Raw genomic sequence first — 13633 nt, forward strand, 5'->3', positions numbered from 1 at the left:
CAGCTCCTAGAAGTAGGTGGTGACGATGACGACACCCTGCCCGCCAGCGCCGCCGGCGGCGGCCGCGCCGGTGCCGGCGACAACCGCTCCGCCGCCGCCACCGCCGTAGCGGTTACCCGCAGTGCCCGACACGGAGGACGGCTGGTTGACGGTGCGGGAGCCGCGGCCACCGCCGCCGAGGTGCGACGCGCCGCCGGCACCGCTGTAGCCGAGAGCCACTTCTCCCCAGCCGCCCTCCCCAGCGCTGCCGCAGAAGACGGTGCCCGTGCCGGTGGTCGCGCCGGCGCCGCCCTCGATGGCGAACGACGATGCCGAGGTGGCGCGAACGGGGCCACCGGCTCCACCGGGGGCGGTGACGTAGGTGGCGAAGCTGGACGTGCCACCGGTGCCACCAGCTGCGCCAGCACCACCAGCACCCCCCGCGCCGACGGTCACGGTCACCGAGGCTGGCAGCGTGGAAGCATCGATCATGTCCTCGGCGTACGCGCCGCCACCACCGCCGCCGCCTACGGACGCCGCGCCGGCCGCGTTCGTGGTCGCGCCGCCGCCGGCACCGCCGCCGCCCTGGCAGCGCACCCACACGCTGCGCGCGCCGAACGGCTTGGACCAGGTCCCGCCGCCGCTCGGCGGCGCTCCCACGGTGGCGAACACCTGGGTCTGCGCGGCGATCGTGCGCCATCCGACGCTGTCGTAGACCTCGACTCGCCGCAGGTCCATCCGCCACACGTGCAGCCCGCCGTACGGGGCCAGGGCGTCGCGTTCGGCCTGGTCCCGCACCGGCAGGATGCCGCCTGACCCGACGACGAACGGCCGCCGGTCGGTGACCGCTGGCGCGCCGGGGCTGGCAGGCACGTCGATTGTGGCCAGGCGAATCGCGCCGGCCGGGACTGCCGGCTCCGTCGGGGACGCCGCGGCGACACCGACGAGGTACTCCGAGCGGGCCAGGCGCAGCCCGGAGGAGTCCTCGTCGTTGTCGTACACCCTCAGGATCACGATGTCCTTGCGCGGGTTGGTGGCGTCGGCGGCCGCGAGCGGTCCGGGGGTCTCGGCGACCGGCAGCGCCACCCAGTACGGGCCCTGCGGGCTGGTCAGCGCGGGGTCGACGCACGCGACACCCGGCTGCACGGTGATGGTGCTGCCGGCCAGGGACACCTGCAGTTGAGTGCCGCCCGGGCGGACGCCGCCGCGGGCGCCCATCGCCCGGCCGCCGTAGGCCAGCACCAGCGCCATGGCCTGGCGCAGTTCGTTCGCGGAGTACGCCGGTAACCCGGCAGACGCGTTGATCCACAGCGGATCGGCCATGATGAGGTTCCTTTCAGTGCCAGGTGTCACGCCAGCGGACGGTGGCGGTAGCGGTGGCGGAGTAGGTGGAGGCGTCGAAGGCGATCTCGTGGGTGCCGGGTGGCAGGACGGGCCAGCCGATCCCGGTGACGGTCGTGACGCCCCGCCGGCTGGCGGTGCCGTTGAGGTAGACGGTGCGGGCGGCGGTGTCGATGTCCAGCCACTGCCCGGCGGTCAGGTCCGTCCAGACCCGGACGATGCCGGTGCCGTCCGGTGTCAGCAGCGAGGCCCGCGGCTCCACCACGGGCCCGTCGACGCGGATCCGCAGCCCGACCGGTTTGGTGCCGGTGTTGGTGATTGACGCTCGTCCGGAGGTGACGGCGGCCGCCACGGTGACCGGCACCGTCAGACCTCCGCCGACCGTGGTGACCTGGATGTCGTCCCAGCTCGCGGTCACCGGCAGGGGGTTGGTGTTCGTCGAGGACAGGATCGATCTGATCGCCACGGCACCCGCTGCGGTCAGGTCCGTGTCGGTTGTCTGCAGGTGCCACACGTTCGGGTCGCTGGTCTGCCAGGCCCTGGCACGCACGACAGGGCCGACCGTCTGCAGCACCACGGTGTATTTACCGCCGGGCGTGTGGGTCAGGCCGGTGGTGTGGGTGGCGAGTTGCGTCTCCGTTCCGCCTACCCTCTTGCGCAGCGTCAGGATGACCGTCTGGTTCGACGCGAGCTCAAGCCGGGCCAGGTAGCAGTTGTTCGGGTCGGCGAACCGGGTGGCGACGGCCTCGAAGTGCCCGCCACCGCTGGCCAACGCGTTGGTGGAGACAACCCCCCTGATCTCGACGTCGGCGGCGGCGACCCCGGTGAGGATCGACCAGCGGGAGGCGTTGACGGCGCCCACGCGGTGGGTGCCGACTCCACCGCTCACCTGGTAGTCGGCGGCCACGCCACCGGACGTCGTCCAAGCCGGGCCGACATCGGGTGTGCCCCAACTGTCCGTCGCGGTACGGCCGAACGCGTCGGCGGCGAGCACCGCCGTGGTCAGCGGCACCGTCAGCCCGCCGACGGTCGACGGCAGGCTCAGCGGCACCTCGTGCTCGGTGCCGCTGTAGATCGTCGGGTCGAGCGCGACGAACGCGGCCTGGACGTAGGTGTGCCCGTCGAGGTGCCGGGACTCCGGGTCGACCATGCGGGGTCGGCCCCGCATCAGGTACTCGGCGCCGGCGAGGACGAACCGCAGATCGACGTCGCCACCAGATGGTGCGAACGCGGCGAGCAGCCGGGACATCAGGGTGACGTACTCGGCCGGGCCTCGGGCGAGCACGACCAGGCGCATGGCGATGGCCACCTGCTCGGCCCACTCCGCCCCGGACCACGACCCGGCCGACCAGGCCCGCGCACCACCCTGGTCGGCCCGGACGTCGCGTTTGAAGGGGTTGAAGTGGCTGCCCTTGACGAACCGGTACGGGGTGCCCGGTCCGATCACCAGGTCGCGCAGCTGCACCTGGCCCTCGCTGAGCGCCATCAATGTGCTCCGTGCATGGCGAGTTCCTCCTGGACCTGACGCAGCGAGAACCGATCGGTGAACGCCTTGACCTCGAGCTTTTCGACGTTGACACCACGGCCACCACCGCCGGCCTCGCGTACGGCGGCGGTGATCATCGCGGCGAGCGCGGACAGCGGCGCGACGGCCTCGTCCTCGCCGCCCTCGGCGATGTTGGCGAGGATCCCGCCCGGCCGGGCCCGCGCCACACCGCCCGCAGCCAGCCGCGGGACGTCCGGGAACAGGTCGGGGATGGAGAAGCCCTTCCCACCGATCCCGGGCACCCAGTCGGGCACCTGGACCGACATGCCGAAGTCGAGCCGGTTCCAGGCGTCGATGATCATGTTGATGCCGCCGCGTGCCGCCGAGACGGGGCCGTCGAACAGGCCCCGGGCCTTCGCGGCGATCTTGCCTGGCAGGCCGTCGAAGAACGAGACGACGGCGGTGAATTTGCCGACGATCCAGTCTTTCGCGCTGGTCGCGCCGTCGCTGATCGACCGCCACATGGCGGCCGCCGAGGCCTTGATCTGGTCCCAGTGCTTGACGATGAACAGCACCGCGAGGCCGATCGGGCCGGTCAGGATCGCCAGCAGCAACGGCCAGTTCGCCGACGCCCAGTCCCACACGAACTTGATCGCCGACCAGACCGCGTTGAACGCGGCGGTGACGATCGTGCGGAACGTCTCGCTGTTGCGCCACAGCAGCACGATCCCGGCGATGAGGGCGACGATCGCGATCAGCACGAGCCCCAGCGGGTTCGCGGACATGGCCGCGTTGAGCAGCCACTGACCGGCGGCCCAGGCCTTGGTGGCCACGTTCGCGGCAACCGCGGCGACCCGCTGCGCCGTGGTGGCCACGACCGCCCGACCCTTGGCGATGATCCCCCCGTTGGTGGCGGCGGTCTCGGCGGCCTGCGCGCCGGCGGCCGCCCGGGTCACTGCCGTGTTCTGCACCAGCGCGGCGGTGTGCGCGTTCATGCTGGCGCGCAGGCCCCAGTTCGCGGCGACCTCCGCGATCTTGATCGGGACCATCGCCACCGCTGCCAGGTTCGCGGCGGTCTGCGCGCCCTTGACCAACACGAACCCGGCAGCCAGCCACGGCAGCAACGTGATCAGCGTGTCCAGGTGGTCAGCGAGGAACCCGACGACGGTGCCGCCGACTGCCAGGGTGTCGCGGAAGCTGCCGCCCTCGCCGGCTGCCTGCGACAGCGCCGGGGCGAGGGTCTCCGCACCGGACACGAGAGCGGGCAGCGACGCCACCACGCCCTCGACGACGTCGCGCACGGCGTTCAGGACGGTGGAGATCCGCTCCTGCCCCTCCGCGCTGTTGAGGAACGCGCGTAGTCGGGCGGTGCCGGCTTCCAGGCCGGAGAGCATGTCCCCGCCGGCCTCGGCACCACCGGCCCGGAAGATCGCGGTGATGATGCCGCCGACGTTGAGGGCGATCGTGCCGAGCTGCCGCAGCACGTCCAGGCCACCGCGTAGCCAGCGTTCGAGCTGGCCGGACTCGCGGGCGCGGGCGGTCCACGCCTCGAACCGCTCGGCCAGGTTCTGGGCGTCGCCGGCGAGACCGGGCAGCACGGACGAGCCGACCACCCCGATGTGCCGTAGTCCGGAGACGACCGGCGCGACCGCGCGCGCCAGCCGGTCCGACGTCGCCGCGGCGTTGCCCAGGGTGGTGTCGACGTCGCGGACGAACCCCTTGGACATGGCCAGCTTGGCGCTCTGTCGGATCGCGGTGTTCCACGCCCCGCCGACGTCGCCGAGACGGTTGGTCAGGACCGGCAGGTACCGGTCGGACAGGCCTCGGACGTCGCCGGCGACGCCGGCCCACACCCGTTGCTGCACCGACCGGGCCATCCGGTCCCACGCCGGCCGCAGCTCCCGGATCACCCGGACCACGGCCTGCGCTGACGGGGCGAGCTTGGCGTAGGCCTCGGCCGCCTTGGACACGCCACCGCCGCCACCGGCGGACTCGCCAGCGCGGGCGATCTCCTTCTGCGCGGCCGCGGCTTCCTTCTTGGCCTCGGCTACGGCGGCCTCGGCCTCGCGCTGGCGCTCCAGGGCGTCCTGCACCGCCTCGGAGCCCTCGACCCCGACCCGCGCCGACTCGGCCTGCTCTGCGGCGAGTTCCTCGTGCCGGGCCTTGGCCTCCTTGAGCGCGTGGTTGGCTTCTTTCAGGGCGAACGCGGCCTCGTCGATCTCGGCCGCGTCTGGCTTGCTCTTGGCCTTGGCTGCCGCCAGCTCGGTCTCCGCCTGCTTCACGCGGCGGGCCGCAGCCTCCTCCGCCAGGGCGGCGCCCTCGACATCGAGGGCGTTGCGCCGGATCCGCTCGGCCTCTTCCTCCCGTACTTCGATCAGGTCCCGGGCGGCGCGGGTGGCGTCGCGCTGAGCCGCCACGACGCGCTTCTGCGCGGCCTCGTACGCCCGGGTGGCGGCCTCGACCGCCCGCGCCCCAGCCTGCGCGGCGCCGCCGCCCCGGGCGGACTCCTGGGTGAGTGCGTCGCCGAGGCCTCGGGTGGCGATCGCCAGCACGCCGAGCCCGGCCGCCGCGGTGACCGCCGCCCCGGGCAGGCCGAGGATGGTGCCGATCGCCGGGATGATCGCCGAGGTCAACGCGATGGCCTGCGCGGCTACGTAGGCCATGCCGCCGCCGAGCACGGCCGCCCCGGACACCCGGAACAGCCCGTTCAGCAGCGGCCGTAGCCGCGACGTCTCCCGGTCGACGCCGGAGGCGAACCGGCGGCCGGCGGCCTGCCCGGCCCGTGCCGCGATCGGCTCCAGCCGGTTGAGCACGCTCTCCAGCCGGGACACGGTGCGCTGCAGGGCGGAGACCATGCTCCGCTCCGCGTCCGGGCCGAACTGCGAGGTGTCCGGGCGGACCCGGACCAGGCCCTCCCCGATGGTGCGCGCCACGGACACCCCCTATGAAGTTGTGTGTGCTCCCGGTCAGCCGCACGCGGCCGACAGCGCCGCGATCTCCGCGAGCCGCCCCGGAGACGGTCCGCCGGCCGCCGCCGGCTCGTCGACGGACTCGCCGTCGTGGTCCTGGTCGACGTCGAGCGCGTCGTTGAGCGGGTCCGGTTCGCCGCTGAGCGCGGCGAGCAGGTGCCGGCGGGCGGTCCACTCGTCGCACAGCCCGTACAGCAGCGGCAAACCGTCCCGCGCGGTCAGCCGAAGTAGACGAACTCCCGGGGCGGCTGCGGGTCCCTCATCGAGATGCCCAGTGGGCCCGGGTCCGGTTCGGTACGCCGCTGCAGAAAATCCTGGAACCCGTCCGAGGACATCGGCGCCGGCGCCGAGGGCGAGTCGACCTTCGATCCATGGCCAGCACTCGACGGCCCACCCACAGAGTGAGAGGGCCGTGACGTAGGGACCTCGGTGAGGTCCTCCGCGACCCCCTCCATGATGTCGCTGAGAACATCCGGGTCGACCGCGTGTTCCCGGCAGTACGAGCGGAACCGCTCGTACTCGTCGGCACCGAGCGCGCCCTGAAAGAAGTCCGCCAGGGCGGCGACGGCCACCGGGTCGACGGTCTTCACCCCGCGCTTGTTCAGGCGCATGAGCTCGCACAGGTCGAGCAGCTGCAGCTCGCCCAGCACCCGGAACGTCTCACCGTCGAGAGTGAAGGACGGGAAGACGGCGAGCAAGGCGTCGACCAGCTCCTTGCGGGCGGCCACGGCCGCCTGGTCGCCGCTGTTGACCGGCGTCGCGTCGAGCTGCGCGAGCAGCTGCCGGGCCCGACCGGTGTGCCCGTCGACCCAGGCGAGAACCTCGCCCAGCGTCCCGGCCGGCGGCGGGGTGGCGGCGGCCCGCTTGGCCGCGCTGACGTAGGTGCGCCCCATCATGCCCTCGCCGGCGCCGCGAGGATCACCGCGAACGGGCGAATGGTCGGTGCCGGCTTGGCCAGCATGAACTCGTTGCCGATGTTGGCGGCGTCGCTACCGCGCTTGCGCTCCAGTTCGACGTTGCCGCCCTGCAGGCACTCCCGAAACACCCACCGCTCCGTGCCGTCGCTGGACTCGAAGCCCAACATCCGGCGGACCTCCTCGCCCGGCTCCGGCGGCTCGTAGATGACGATGCCGGTGCCGGCGGTGATCGTGCCGCCGTTCCACGCCGTGCGCAGGTTCGTCGCGGTGAGCTGCATCAGCGCGAACGCGACCTTCAACTTCCTCGAATTGATGGCGATGTGGATCGGGTCGATCTCCTCGGCCACCTCGACCGCACCGGTGTCCAGCTCGTAGCTGATCTTCGAGCCGTCCTTGGTATAACCCATCGTGTTCCACGCCGGATCCCACGGCGTGCTCAGGTCGCTGGGCTCCAGCGAGCCCAGTGGGGCCTCTCGCAGGATCCCAGGGCCCAGCGCGAGCTGGCCCTTGTTCGGACTCACCATGGTCTTGTTCTCCTCACAGGTGCACGTAGCGGTCCAGCGCCGGCCCCAGCGCCGGCCGCGCCGGATGGATGCTCGTGCCGAACTCGTGGAACGACATGTAGAAGTGATCTTGATCCCAGGACACGTCGGTGTACGGGCCGCGTCCGTCGCGGCCCGGCCACGGTTGGATCGACGCCGCGCCCCGGCCGGTGCGGCGTAGCGCGTGCGCGCGGGCGTCCATCGCCACGCCCTCGGCTACGTCGGTGACCAGGTCAGCGGCGGCCGGGGTGTCACCGAGCAGAGCGGCCTCGTGCCGGTCGACGTGGACGTCGACGACCTCGACCGACGAGGCCACTACTCGCCCGGCTCCGGCGGCCGCACGAGGTGCTCCCACCCGTTGCGGGCGACGTTGCCCACCGGCACCCGGTCGCCGGTCACGTGGGCCCGCGCACCGCCGGGCACGTGCAGGGCGGCGGTGGCGATGACGTACCCGGCGGCGGGCAGCACCGCCGCGGTGGCGGCGTCCAGCTCGGCCCGCGCGTCGACGACCCGCCGCAGCGCCTGGTCCTGGTCGACGTCGACGGCCGCCGGGGTGTCGAGGACTGCCGGCCCGGCGTGCGGGTGCTCCAGCACGCACTGCGGGTGCGTGCAGCCCGGCTCGGTGGCCACCGGCGCAGCCGCCGGCGGCTCGGTCGGGGTCGGCTGCTCGTCGACGGCCGGCTCCGCCGGCGGGGTGTGCTGCTCGTCGGTGGCCGGCTGCGGGCCGGTCAGCTTCGCGCGAGCCATCACGCACCGACCTTCCACGCGCCGAAGGACAGGCCGGTGTGCGTCGAGTAGGTCAACGACACCAGCCCGCCGGCGTCGCCGAACGTGTCGGCCGGCCAGGGCCCGCGCACGGCGTACCCGCCGGCCGGGACGCTGATGGTCAGGTCGGCGATGGCCTGCCCGCGCACGGTGCCGGGGGTGGTCACGGTGACGGTGATCGGCGCACCCGAGGTGTTCTCCAGAAACAGCCACACGTCGTGGCCGGCGGTGAACTTGTCCCCCGACGCGCTGGCGGCGTTCGGCGACAGATCGCTCGTCGACGCCGCGCGGGTGATGACACCCGTTCCTACGGTTGCCACAGAAGATCCTTCCGATCAGTCGAGGTAGTACTGACACGCCACCTGGTACGCCAGGACGCTGACCGAGGCCTCGTCGTCGGTGGCGTAGTCGGCGGTGCCTCCGGACATCTGCGAGTACGTGAAGCCGTCGGCCAGCTCCGGATCGGCGGCGAGCAGGTCTTCGACCGCTCCGGCGATCTCCTGCACCCGGGCGTCGGTCTCCTCGACCGTCGCGCCCGGGGTCCGCACCCGGATGTAGAGGCCGATCGTGGCGGTCTCCAGCCACAGCTCCCCCGTGCCGCTGTGACCGGCGGAGGTGCGGGTGAACCGGACCCCGCCGCCGTAGACCATCTCCCGCTGGGCGGTGCCGCCGGGCCAGGCGTACGCCACCTGCACCCCGGCCAGCGGCAGACCCGGCCCGGCCTGCGCGGTCAGCCGGTCGAACAGCGCCCGCTTGCAGCGCAGCCCCTCGGGGTTCACCGGCGGCCACCGTGAAAGATCGAGTGGTACTGCGGGTTGTAGTCCAGGGTCCGGCTCGCCGGCGCGGCCCGGCCACCCGGGCCGGTGCTGTCGGACACCCGCCGGGAGTACCGGGCGTACGCGGCGTCGACCTCCGGCAGACCGGTCCGGTACGCGTCCGGCAGGCTCAAGCGGTAGGTGCCCAGGTCCTGGATGGTGAAGGACACCGCCCGGTCGGGGACCTGCTTCTTGTCGAAGTTCAGCCGGTCCCGGAGCCGGGTGAGCGCGGCCCGGACGAGGTCGGCCGGCGGGGCGTCGGCACCGTACTCGTAGTCCAGGACCACGTTGCCGTCACCGGCGGTCCACACCGCCCCGTCGACGCGGCGCAGCGACCCGTCCGGGCGGACCGCCAGGGCCTGCAGCTGGGTGGGCGTCAGCGGCACCGGGTCCTGCCCGACCCGGGCCGCGATCGACGCCGCCCGCACGGCCCGGACCCCGCGCATGTGCACCCCGGCCCGCCACTGGTCACCGCCGGAGGGCAGGACCAGGTCGGGGGTGCCGGTGCCGTCGAGCACCACCCGCCGGTACCGGGGCACCCACGCCTGGTCGCAGATCCACTCGCATTCCTGCTCGACCTCGGTGCGCACGCGCACCAGGTCGGTGGTCGGGTACTTGACCGTGTCCCGCAGGGTCGCGTCCGAGTCGCGGGCCTGCCGCAAGGTGAACAGGAACCCGCCGACGATCTCGACCTGGTCGTGCTCGACGACCGTCGTCCCGCCGACGGTGGCCGTCCAGGTCACGTCGATGCTCTGCAGCAGCGACTGGCCGGGCATCTGGTAGGTGTACGCGCCGTTGTCGGGGGTGGCGGTGCCGGCGAACACCACGCCGGTCGGTCCGGCACCCGAGACGCTCACCTCGCCGTCGGGGACGAGCGGCTCCTCGCCGGCACCGAACAGATGGGTGAGCGGCGCGGCGGCGGTGCGGGCGACCCGGATGAGGCTCATCCGATCCGCACCGACCCCTCGACAGTGCCGGACACGACCTCGACGTGCACGCCGGTGCCGGCCCGGATGCCACCGCCGCCGTACCAGCCGGCGGCGGTGGCGTCGACGTCCAGGGCGACGACATCGAGCAGCGTGCCGGAGGCCTCGGTGCCGTCCCAGATCCGGACCACCGCCGCGGTGGTGGCGCGCACCGCGTACCCCCGGTAGATCGCCGGTCCCGTGGCGATCTGCTGGTCGTCGCCGGTGAGGGCCACCGCGCTGGCGGAGACCATCAGCGGATCCGGTAGGTGACCTGGACCAGGCCGGCCGGGACGGCCAGGCCGGTGCCGGTGTGCGTGACGTGCACGGTCAGCACGTCCCCGGCGGCCGGCTGCAGGTCCGCCGCCGTGCTGGACACGGTCAGCGTCTCCGGGGTGTTGGCCGCGCCGTTGCCGGCGCTGTACGCCCGGGTGGCCACCACCACCGTGCCCGCGCCGGCCTGCCGGTTGCGGACGGTCAGGGTGAAGAAGTTGGAGCCGTTGGCGGTGATCGCCGCGCCGGGCACCCACAGGACGCCGGTGATCTGCGCCCCGTACGGCAACCGGATGATCGGCACCTCGACGGCCGTGCCGGCCAGCGTGGGCGGGATCGGCGCGCTGACCGTCATGTCGCCGCGCAGCTCGCGGTACTCGATACCCACGTCGTTCTCCGTTCGTCTCGTCGGGGCGGGGTCAGGCGTTGGCGCCGCGGTAGAAACCGCGGTGGTCCAGCGGGGTGCCGGAGTAGGTGTGGCGAATCTTGTACGTGTACTTGTCCGCGTTGAACATCGTTCCGGTGGACGGGTCGGCCTGCGTGAACAGCTCCGGCTCCTGCCGGCCCTGGTAGAAACCCATCTCGATCATCGGGACCATCGCCGGGTCGGCGGCCGCGATCCAGTCGTTGGAGTCCGCCCAGTGGTCCAGGACCTCGAAGTCCAGGCCCCGGTGCATGTTCGGGATCGTCGCGTCGCTGTTGGACGTGACCGCCACCGCGCTGGTGGTGAGCTGGAACGCGGTCTCCTCCAGCTCCGGCGGGACGATCAGCAGCTGCGGGGTGATCGACAGGATGTTTGTCGTGTCCCCGTAGGCGGCCTGCTTGCGCATCTTCCGGCGGGCGGTCGACAGGCCGGTGGAGCCGAGCGACAGCGGGTTGTCGGTGTTGCCGTGGTTGGTGTGGAACAGCGCGGTGGAGTCGTACGTGCAGACCACGTTGGTCAGCAGCAGGTCCCACACGAACCGGTACAGCGTGATGGCGGCGGCCAGGCCGAGCAGCCGGGGGATGTTGCGGATCGCGCCGATGTCGTCGTTGGCGATCATCTCCAGGGTCAGGTCGTCGGTCCCACCCCGCTTGATCACCTTGTAGACGGCCTCCTCGTCCCCGGGGGACTGCAGCGGCTGGTACGGGGCGCCCTCGTTCACCACGGGCAGGGTGCCGTACCCGCCGATCCGCACGCGCTTCTGGTCGCGGAAGTCGGAGACCGGGACGATGTCGGAGACGACCTTCCGCCAGGACTGCAGGCCCGGCTGCCGGTACAGCCGGATCATCCGGCGGGTGATGCTGTCACCCAGGACCTGCGACCACGACCCCGACGTCATCGACTCGCTGCCCCGGACCGCGCTGTCGAAGCCGGCGCCGAAGCACTCCCGCAGGATCCGCCGGTTGACGTCCTCGCCCCATGCCTGCGGCCGGTAGCCGGTGATGTCGGCCCACGCCTCCTTGAGGGACTTGTAGCCCTCGGTGTAGTCGCCGTCCCAGAACTTGTCGAGCGCGGCGGCCCGCTTCTCGGCCGACTCCTTGGTGACCTGGGCGGGGCCGATGCTGGCCGTGCCCACCAGGCCGGCGCGCTCGACCACGGCGAGACCGGCCTTGATAGAGGTGATCTGCGCGTCGACGACGCTCTCGGTGATCTGCTCGGGCAGTGCCATGGTCACGGACTCGACCACGGCGATCGGCAGGCCGGCGGCCTCGACCTTGTGCCGGATCATCAGCTGGCCCAGGAAGCTGGTCTTCGGCTGGCCGGCTTCCAGGCTGCGCTGCACGCTCTCCGTCGCCCCGCTCGCCGGCGGGGCCGCGGCCGGCGCGGTCCCGCCGGTGTCGGTGGTGCCGCCGGCACCGGTGCCGGCGGTGGTGTCGGCCGGGCCGGCCCAGGCCAGGCCGACCTCGGCGAGCTGCTCGCTGCTGGCGCCCTTGAGGGCGGCCAGCACGGCGGCCGAATCCAGTGGTGCGGTCACGTCGGACTCCCTGCTCTCTCCACCGGGCGGTGCGCCCGGGGTGTCGGTGGTGCGGTCGGTGCCGCCGGCGACCATCCGGGTAGCCATGCCCCCGGCGGCCGGGTCGGCGACGACGTCCGCCGAGAAAACGCGGACGATGGAGGTCGCTTCCTCCATGCGCTGCTCGCCCTCGCCGGTCGGCGTGGACCAGGTCGCGAGGACGTCGTGGCTGATCCCGACGAGGGGCTCCAGGCCGGTCTCCTGCGCGGCCAGGGCGGCGTCGAGGGCCTCGGCGGCGTGCGTCGCCGAGGGCAGCAAATGCAGATCGCCGTACAGGCCGTCGCTCTCGACCGCGACGTTGCGGTACGAGCCGACCAGCCCGGCGATCGTCGAGCTGCGCAGCTCGTCCTCGGTGCGGTGGTGGTCGTACGCCTTGGCGCCCTCGTAGAGCTGGGCGGCGGCCGCCAGCACCTGGTGCGGGTAGCGGCGCCGGTTCTTGCTTTCGCCGGCGCGGATGATCCGGACCCGGAAGACTCGGCCGCCGGCGGAGTTGACGCCCTTGGCCTCGATCACTCGGCCGGGCACCCGGTCGCGGTGGGTGCTCTCGGTCACTGCTGGTTTCTCCGTCCTCGAGTCCGCCGCCGGGGCGGCGAACGGGACCGCCGTCCAGGCCGGTCCGTGCGTCCAGGTGAGTGCGTCGAACCGCACGGTCGTCGGTGGTACCGGTGCCGGCGGGGTGTCCCCGTCGGCGAGGTAGGTCAGGGTCATGTGCGGGGTGAAGCCCCGGTCGCCGCTGACCGGCAAGCCGGCGGCCGCCAGTCGGGCGACCAGGTCGTGACGCAGCTCGGCCAGGCCCGGCACGTCGACCGGCGACCACACCGGCACACCGTCATCACCCGGCGGGAACTGGCCGAGCCCACCCACCTGCCCGGTCAGCGGCGGGTGCGCGGCCGCGACCTCACCGGTGATGGCGGCGACCTGGTCGCGCTGCGCGTCGGTGAGGGCCTTGCCGAGGTAGGCGAGGGTGACGTGCAGCTCGGCGGCGGGGAGCCCGCCCGGCACCGCCAGGCCGGCGGCCACGTCGTCGGCCAGGTCGAGGCAGACCATGCACGAGCCGCCCGGCACCGGCGGGGCCGCCTCGGTGACCCGGACGGCGACGGTCACTCCCCGCTGCCGGAGCGGACGACCTTCTGCAGGTCGCCGACCAGCCCGGATCGCGGCTTGTCCCGGGCCTCCTCGACGGCCAGGGCCACGATGGCCCGGTCGACGTCGACGCCCACCCACGTCATCACCTCGGCGGCGCTGCCGTCAGGCACCGCCCCGGCCGAGTCCGGACCGGCCGGCGGCGGGGTCGGGGTCGGGGTCACCGGCGTACCGGCGGCGGGGGTGGTCCGGTCGTTTCCGTTCACCCGGCTCCGGCGGGCGACCTCGCCGGTCCGCGCCACCGGCGTGCGCTGTCCGTCGTGGGTGGTCACCACGTAGCCGTCGCCGTCGCGGACAACGTCGACGACCTCGCGGGTCTTCATGCCGAGGGCCTGCGCGGCCTGCTCGCGGGTCAGGGACATGGGGTCCTCCAGTTCGGTTGGTGCTCTGGACGCACGAACGCCCCTCGGCAATGCCGAGAGGCGTTCGGTGGGTGCGCGG

At 73.0% G+C, this 13633-nt stretch carries 15 protein-coding genes; all 15 read right to left on the reverse strand.

All coding sequences use genetic code 11. The features are described 5' to 3' along the window. Nucleotides 1-6: 6 nt before the first annotated feature. Genes GA0074694_RS31430 through GA0074694_RS05085 form a run of 15 tightly spaced genes read right to left on the reverse strand, consistent with a single transcriptional unit; the run spans nt 7 to nt 13554 of the window. The gene (locus GA0074694_RS31430; RefSeq protein ID WP_091453145.1) at nt 7-1302 is read right to left on the reverse strand and encodes a glycine-rich domain-containing protein; all 1296 of its coding nucleotides are present in this window, start codon (nt 1300-1302) and stop codon (nt 7-9) included. 13 nt (nt 1303-1315) lie between these two features. Further along, on the reverse strand, nt 1316-2806 hold the full coding sequence (locus GA0074694_RS05020; RefSeq protein WP_091453149.1) for a phage distal tail protein: 1491 nt from the start codon (nt 2804-2806) through the stop codon (nt 1316-1318). Then, nucleotides 2806-5739, reverse strand: a complete 2934-nt coding sequence (locus GA0074694_RS05025; RefSeq protein ID WP_141713963.1) for a phage tail family protein — start codon at nt 5737-5739, stop codon at nt 2806-2808. The genes GA0074694_RS05020 and GA0074694_RS05025 overlap by 1 nt, the downstream gene beginning before the upstream one ends. A gap of 33 nt (nt 5740-5772) precedes the next feature. Beyond that, entirely contained in the window at nt 5773-5979 is a 207-nt protein-coding gene (locus GA0074694_RS05030) for a hypothetical protein (protein WP_091453155.1), read from the reverse strand. 14 nt (nt 5980-5993) lie between these two features. Continuing rightward, nucleotides 5994-6668, reverse strand: a complete 675-nt coding sequence (locus GA0074694_RS05035; RefSeq protein WP_091453157.1) for a chorismate mutase family protein — start codon at nt 6666-6668, stop codon at nt 5994-5996. Further along, nucleotides 6668-7216, reverse strand: coding sequence for a phage tail tube protein (locus GA0074694_RS05040; protein ID WP_091453161.1), 549 nt, complete (start codon nt 7214-7216; stop codon nt 6668-6670). The genes GA0074694_RS05035 and GA0074694_RS05040 overlap by 1 nt, the downstream gene beginning before the upstream one ends. A 13-nt stretch (nt 7217-7229) precedes the next feature. Then, complete coding sequence (locus GA0074694_RS05045) at nt 7230-7550, reverse strand: HK97-gp10 family putative phage morphogenesis protein (protein WP_091453165.1); 321 nt, start codon at nt 7548-7550, stop codon at nt 7230-7232. Next, a complete protein-coding gene (locus GA0074694_RS05050) occupies nt 7550-7981 on the reverse strand; it encodes a hypothetical protein (RefSeq protein ID WP_091453168.1) in 432 nt (143 codons plus the stop codon). The genes GA0074694_RS05045 and GA0074694_RS05050 overlap by 1 nt, the downstream gene beginning before the upstream one ends. Next, entirely contained in the window at nt 7981-8319 is a 339-nt protein-coding gene (locus GA0074694_RS05055; protein ID WP_091453171.1) for a hypothetical protein, read from the reverse strand. The genes GA0074694_RS05050 and GA0074694_RS05055 overlap by 1 nt, the downstream gene beginning before the upstream one ends. 15 nt (nt 8320-8334) lie before the next feature. Beyond that, nucleotides 8335-8778 (reverse strand): hypothetical protein, encoded by a 444-nt coding sequence (locus GA0074694_RS05060; RefSeq protein WP_091453175.1) that lies wholly within the window; start codon nt 8776-8778, stop codon nt 8335-8337. Further along, complete coding sequence (locus tag GA0074694_RS05065; protein WP_091453179.1) at nt 8775-9761, reverse strand: hypothetical protein; 987 nt, start codon at nt 9759-9761, stop codon at nt 8775-8777. Before GA0074694_RS05065 ends, GA0074694_RS05060 begins: the two co-directional genes overlap by 4 nt. After that, a complete protein-coding gene (locus GA0074694_RS31435) occupies nt 9758-10033 on the reverse strand; it encodes a hypothetical protein (RefSeq protein WP_091453181.1) in 276 nt (91 codons plus the stop codon). The genes GA0074694_RS05065 and GA0074694_RS31435 overlap by 4 nt, the downstream gene beginning before the upstream one ends. After that, a complete protein-coding gene (locus tag GA0074694_RS05075) occupies nt 10033-10440 on the reverse strand; it encodes a hypothetical protein (protein WP_091453184.1) in 408 nt (135 codons plus the stop codon). Before GA0074694_RS05075 ends, GA0074694_RS31435 begins: the two co-directional genes overlap by 1 nt. Before the next feature lie 31 nt (nt 10441-10471). Further along, nucleotides 10472-13153, reverse strand: a complete 2682-nt coding sequence (locus GA0074694_RS05080) for a 2'-5' RNA ligase family protein (RefSeq protein WP_091453186.1) — start codon at nt 13151-13153, stop codon at nt 10472-10474. After that, on the reverse strand, nt 13150-13554 hold the full coding sequence (locus GA0074694_RS05085; protein ID WP_091453189.1) for a hypothetical protein: 405 nt from the start codon (nt 13552-13554) through the stop codon (nt 13150-13152). The genes GA0074694_RS05080 and GA0074694_RS05085 overlap by 4 nt, the downstream gene beginning before the upstream one ends. Between the last annotated feature and the right edge of the window lie 79 nt (nt 13555-13633).

Origin of the sequence: Micromonospora inyonensis, from assembly GCF_900091415.1 — a bacterium.
In the GTDB taxonomy this organism is placed as follows: domain Bacteria; phylum Actinomycetota; class Actinomycetes; order Mycobacteriales; family Micromonosporaceae; genus Micromonospora; species Micromonospora inyonensis.

Coding starts and splice junctions, on each gene's coding strand:
- GA0074694_RS31430 (WP_091453145.1), bottom strand. CDS start 1,302: ATGGCCGATCCGCTGTGGATCAACGCGTCTGCCGGGTTACCGGCGTAC.
- GA0074694_RS05020 (WP_091453149.1), bottom strand. CDS start 2,806: ATGGCGCTCAGCGAGGGCCAGGTGCAGCTGCGCGACCTGGTGATCGGA.
- GA0074694_RS05035 (WP_091453157.1), bottom strand. CDS start 6,668: ATGGGGCGCACCTACGTCAGCGCGGCCAAGCGGGCCGCCGCCACCCCG.
- GA0074694_RS05040 (WP_091453161.1), bottom strand. CDS start 7,216: ATGGTGAGTCCGAACAAGGGCCAGCTCGCGCTGGGCCCTGGGATCCTG.
- GA0074694_RS05050 (WP_091453168.1), bottom strand. CDS start 7,981: ATGGCTCGCGCGAAGCTGACCGGCCCGCAGCCGGCCACCGACGAGCAG.
- GA0074694_RS05065 (WP_091453179.1), bottom strand. CDS start 9,761: ATGAGCCTCATCCGGGTCGCCCGCACCGCCGCCGCGCCGCTCACCCAT.
- GA0074694_RS31435 (WP_091453181.1), bottom strand. CDS start 10,033: ATGGTCTCCGCCAGCGCGGTGGCCCTCACCGGCGACGACCAGCAGATC.
- GA0074694_RS05085 (WP_091453189.1), bottom strand. CDS start 13,554: ATGTCCCTGACCCGCGAGCAGGCCGCGCAGGCCCTCGGCATGAAGACC.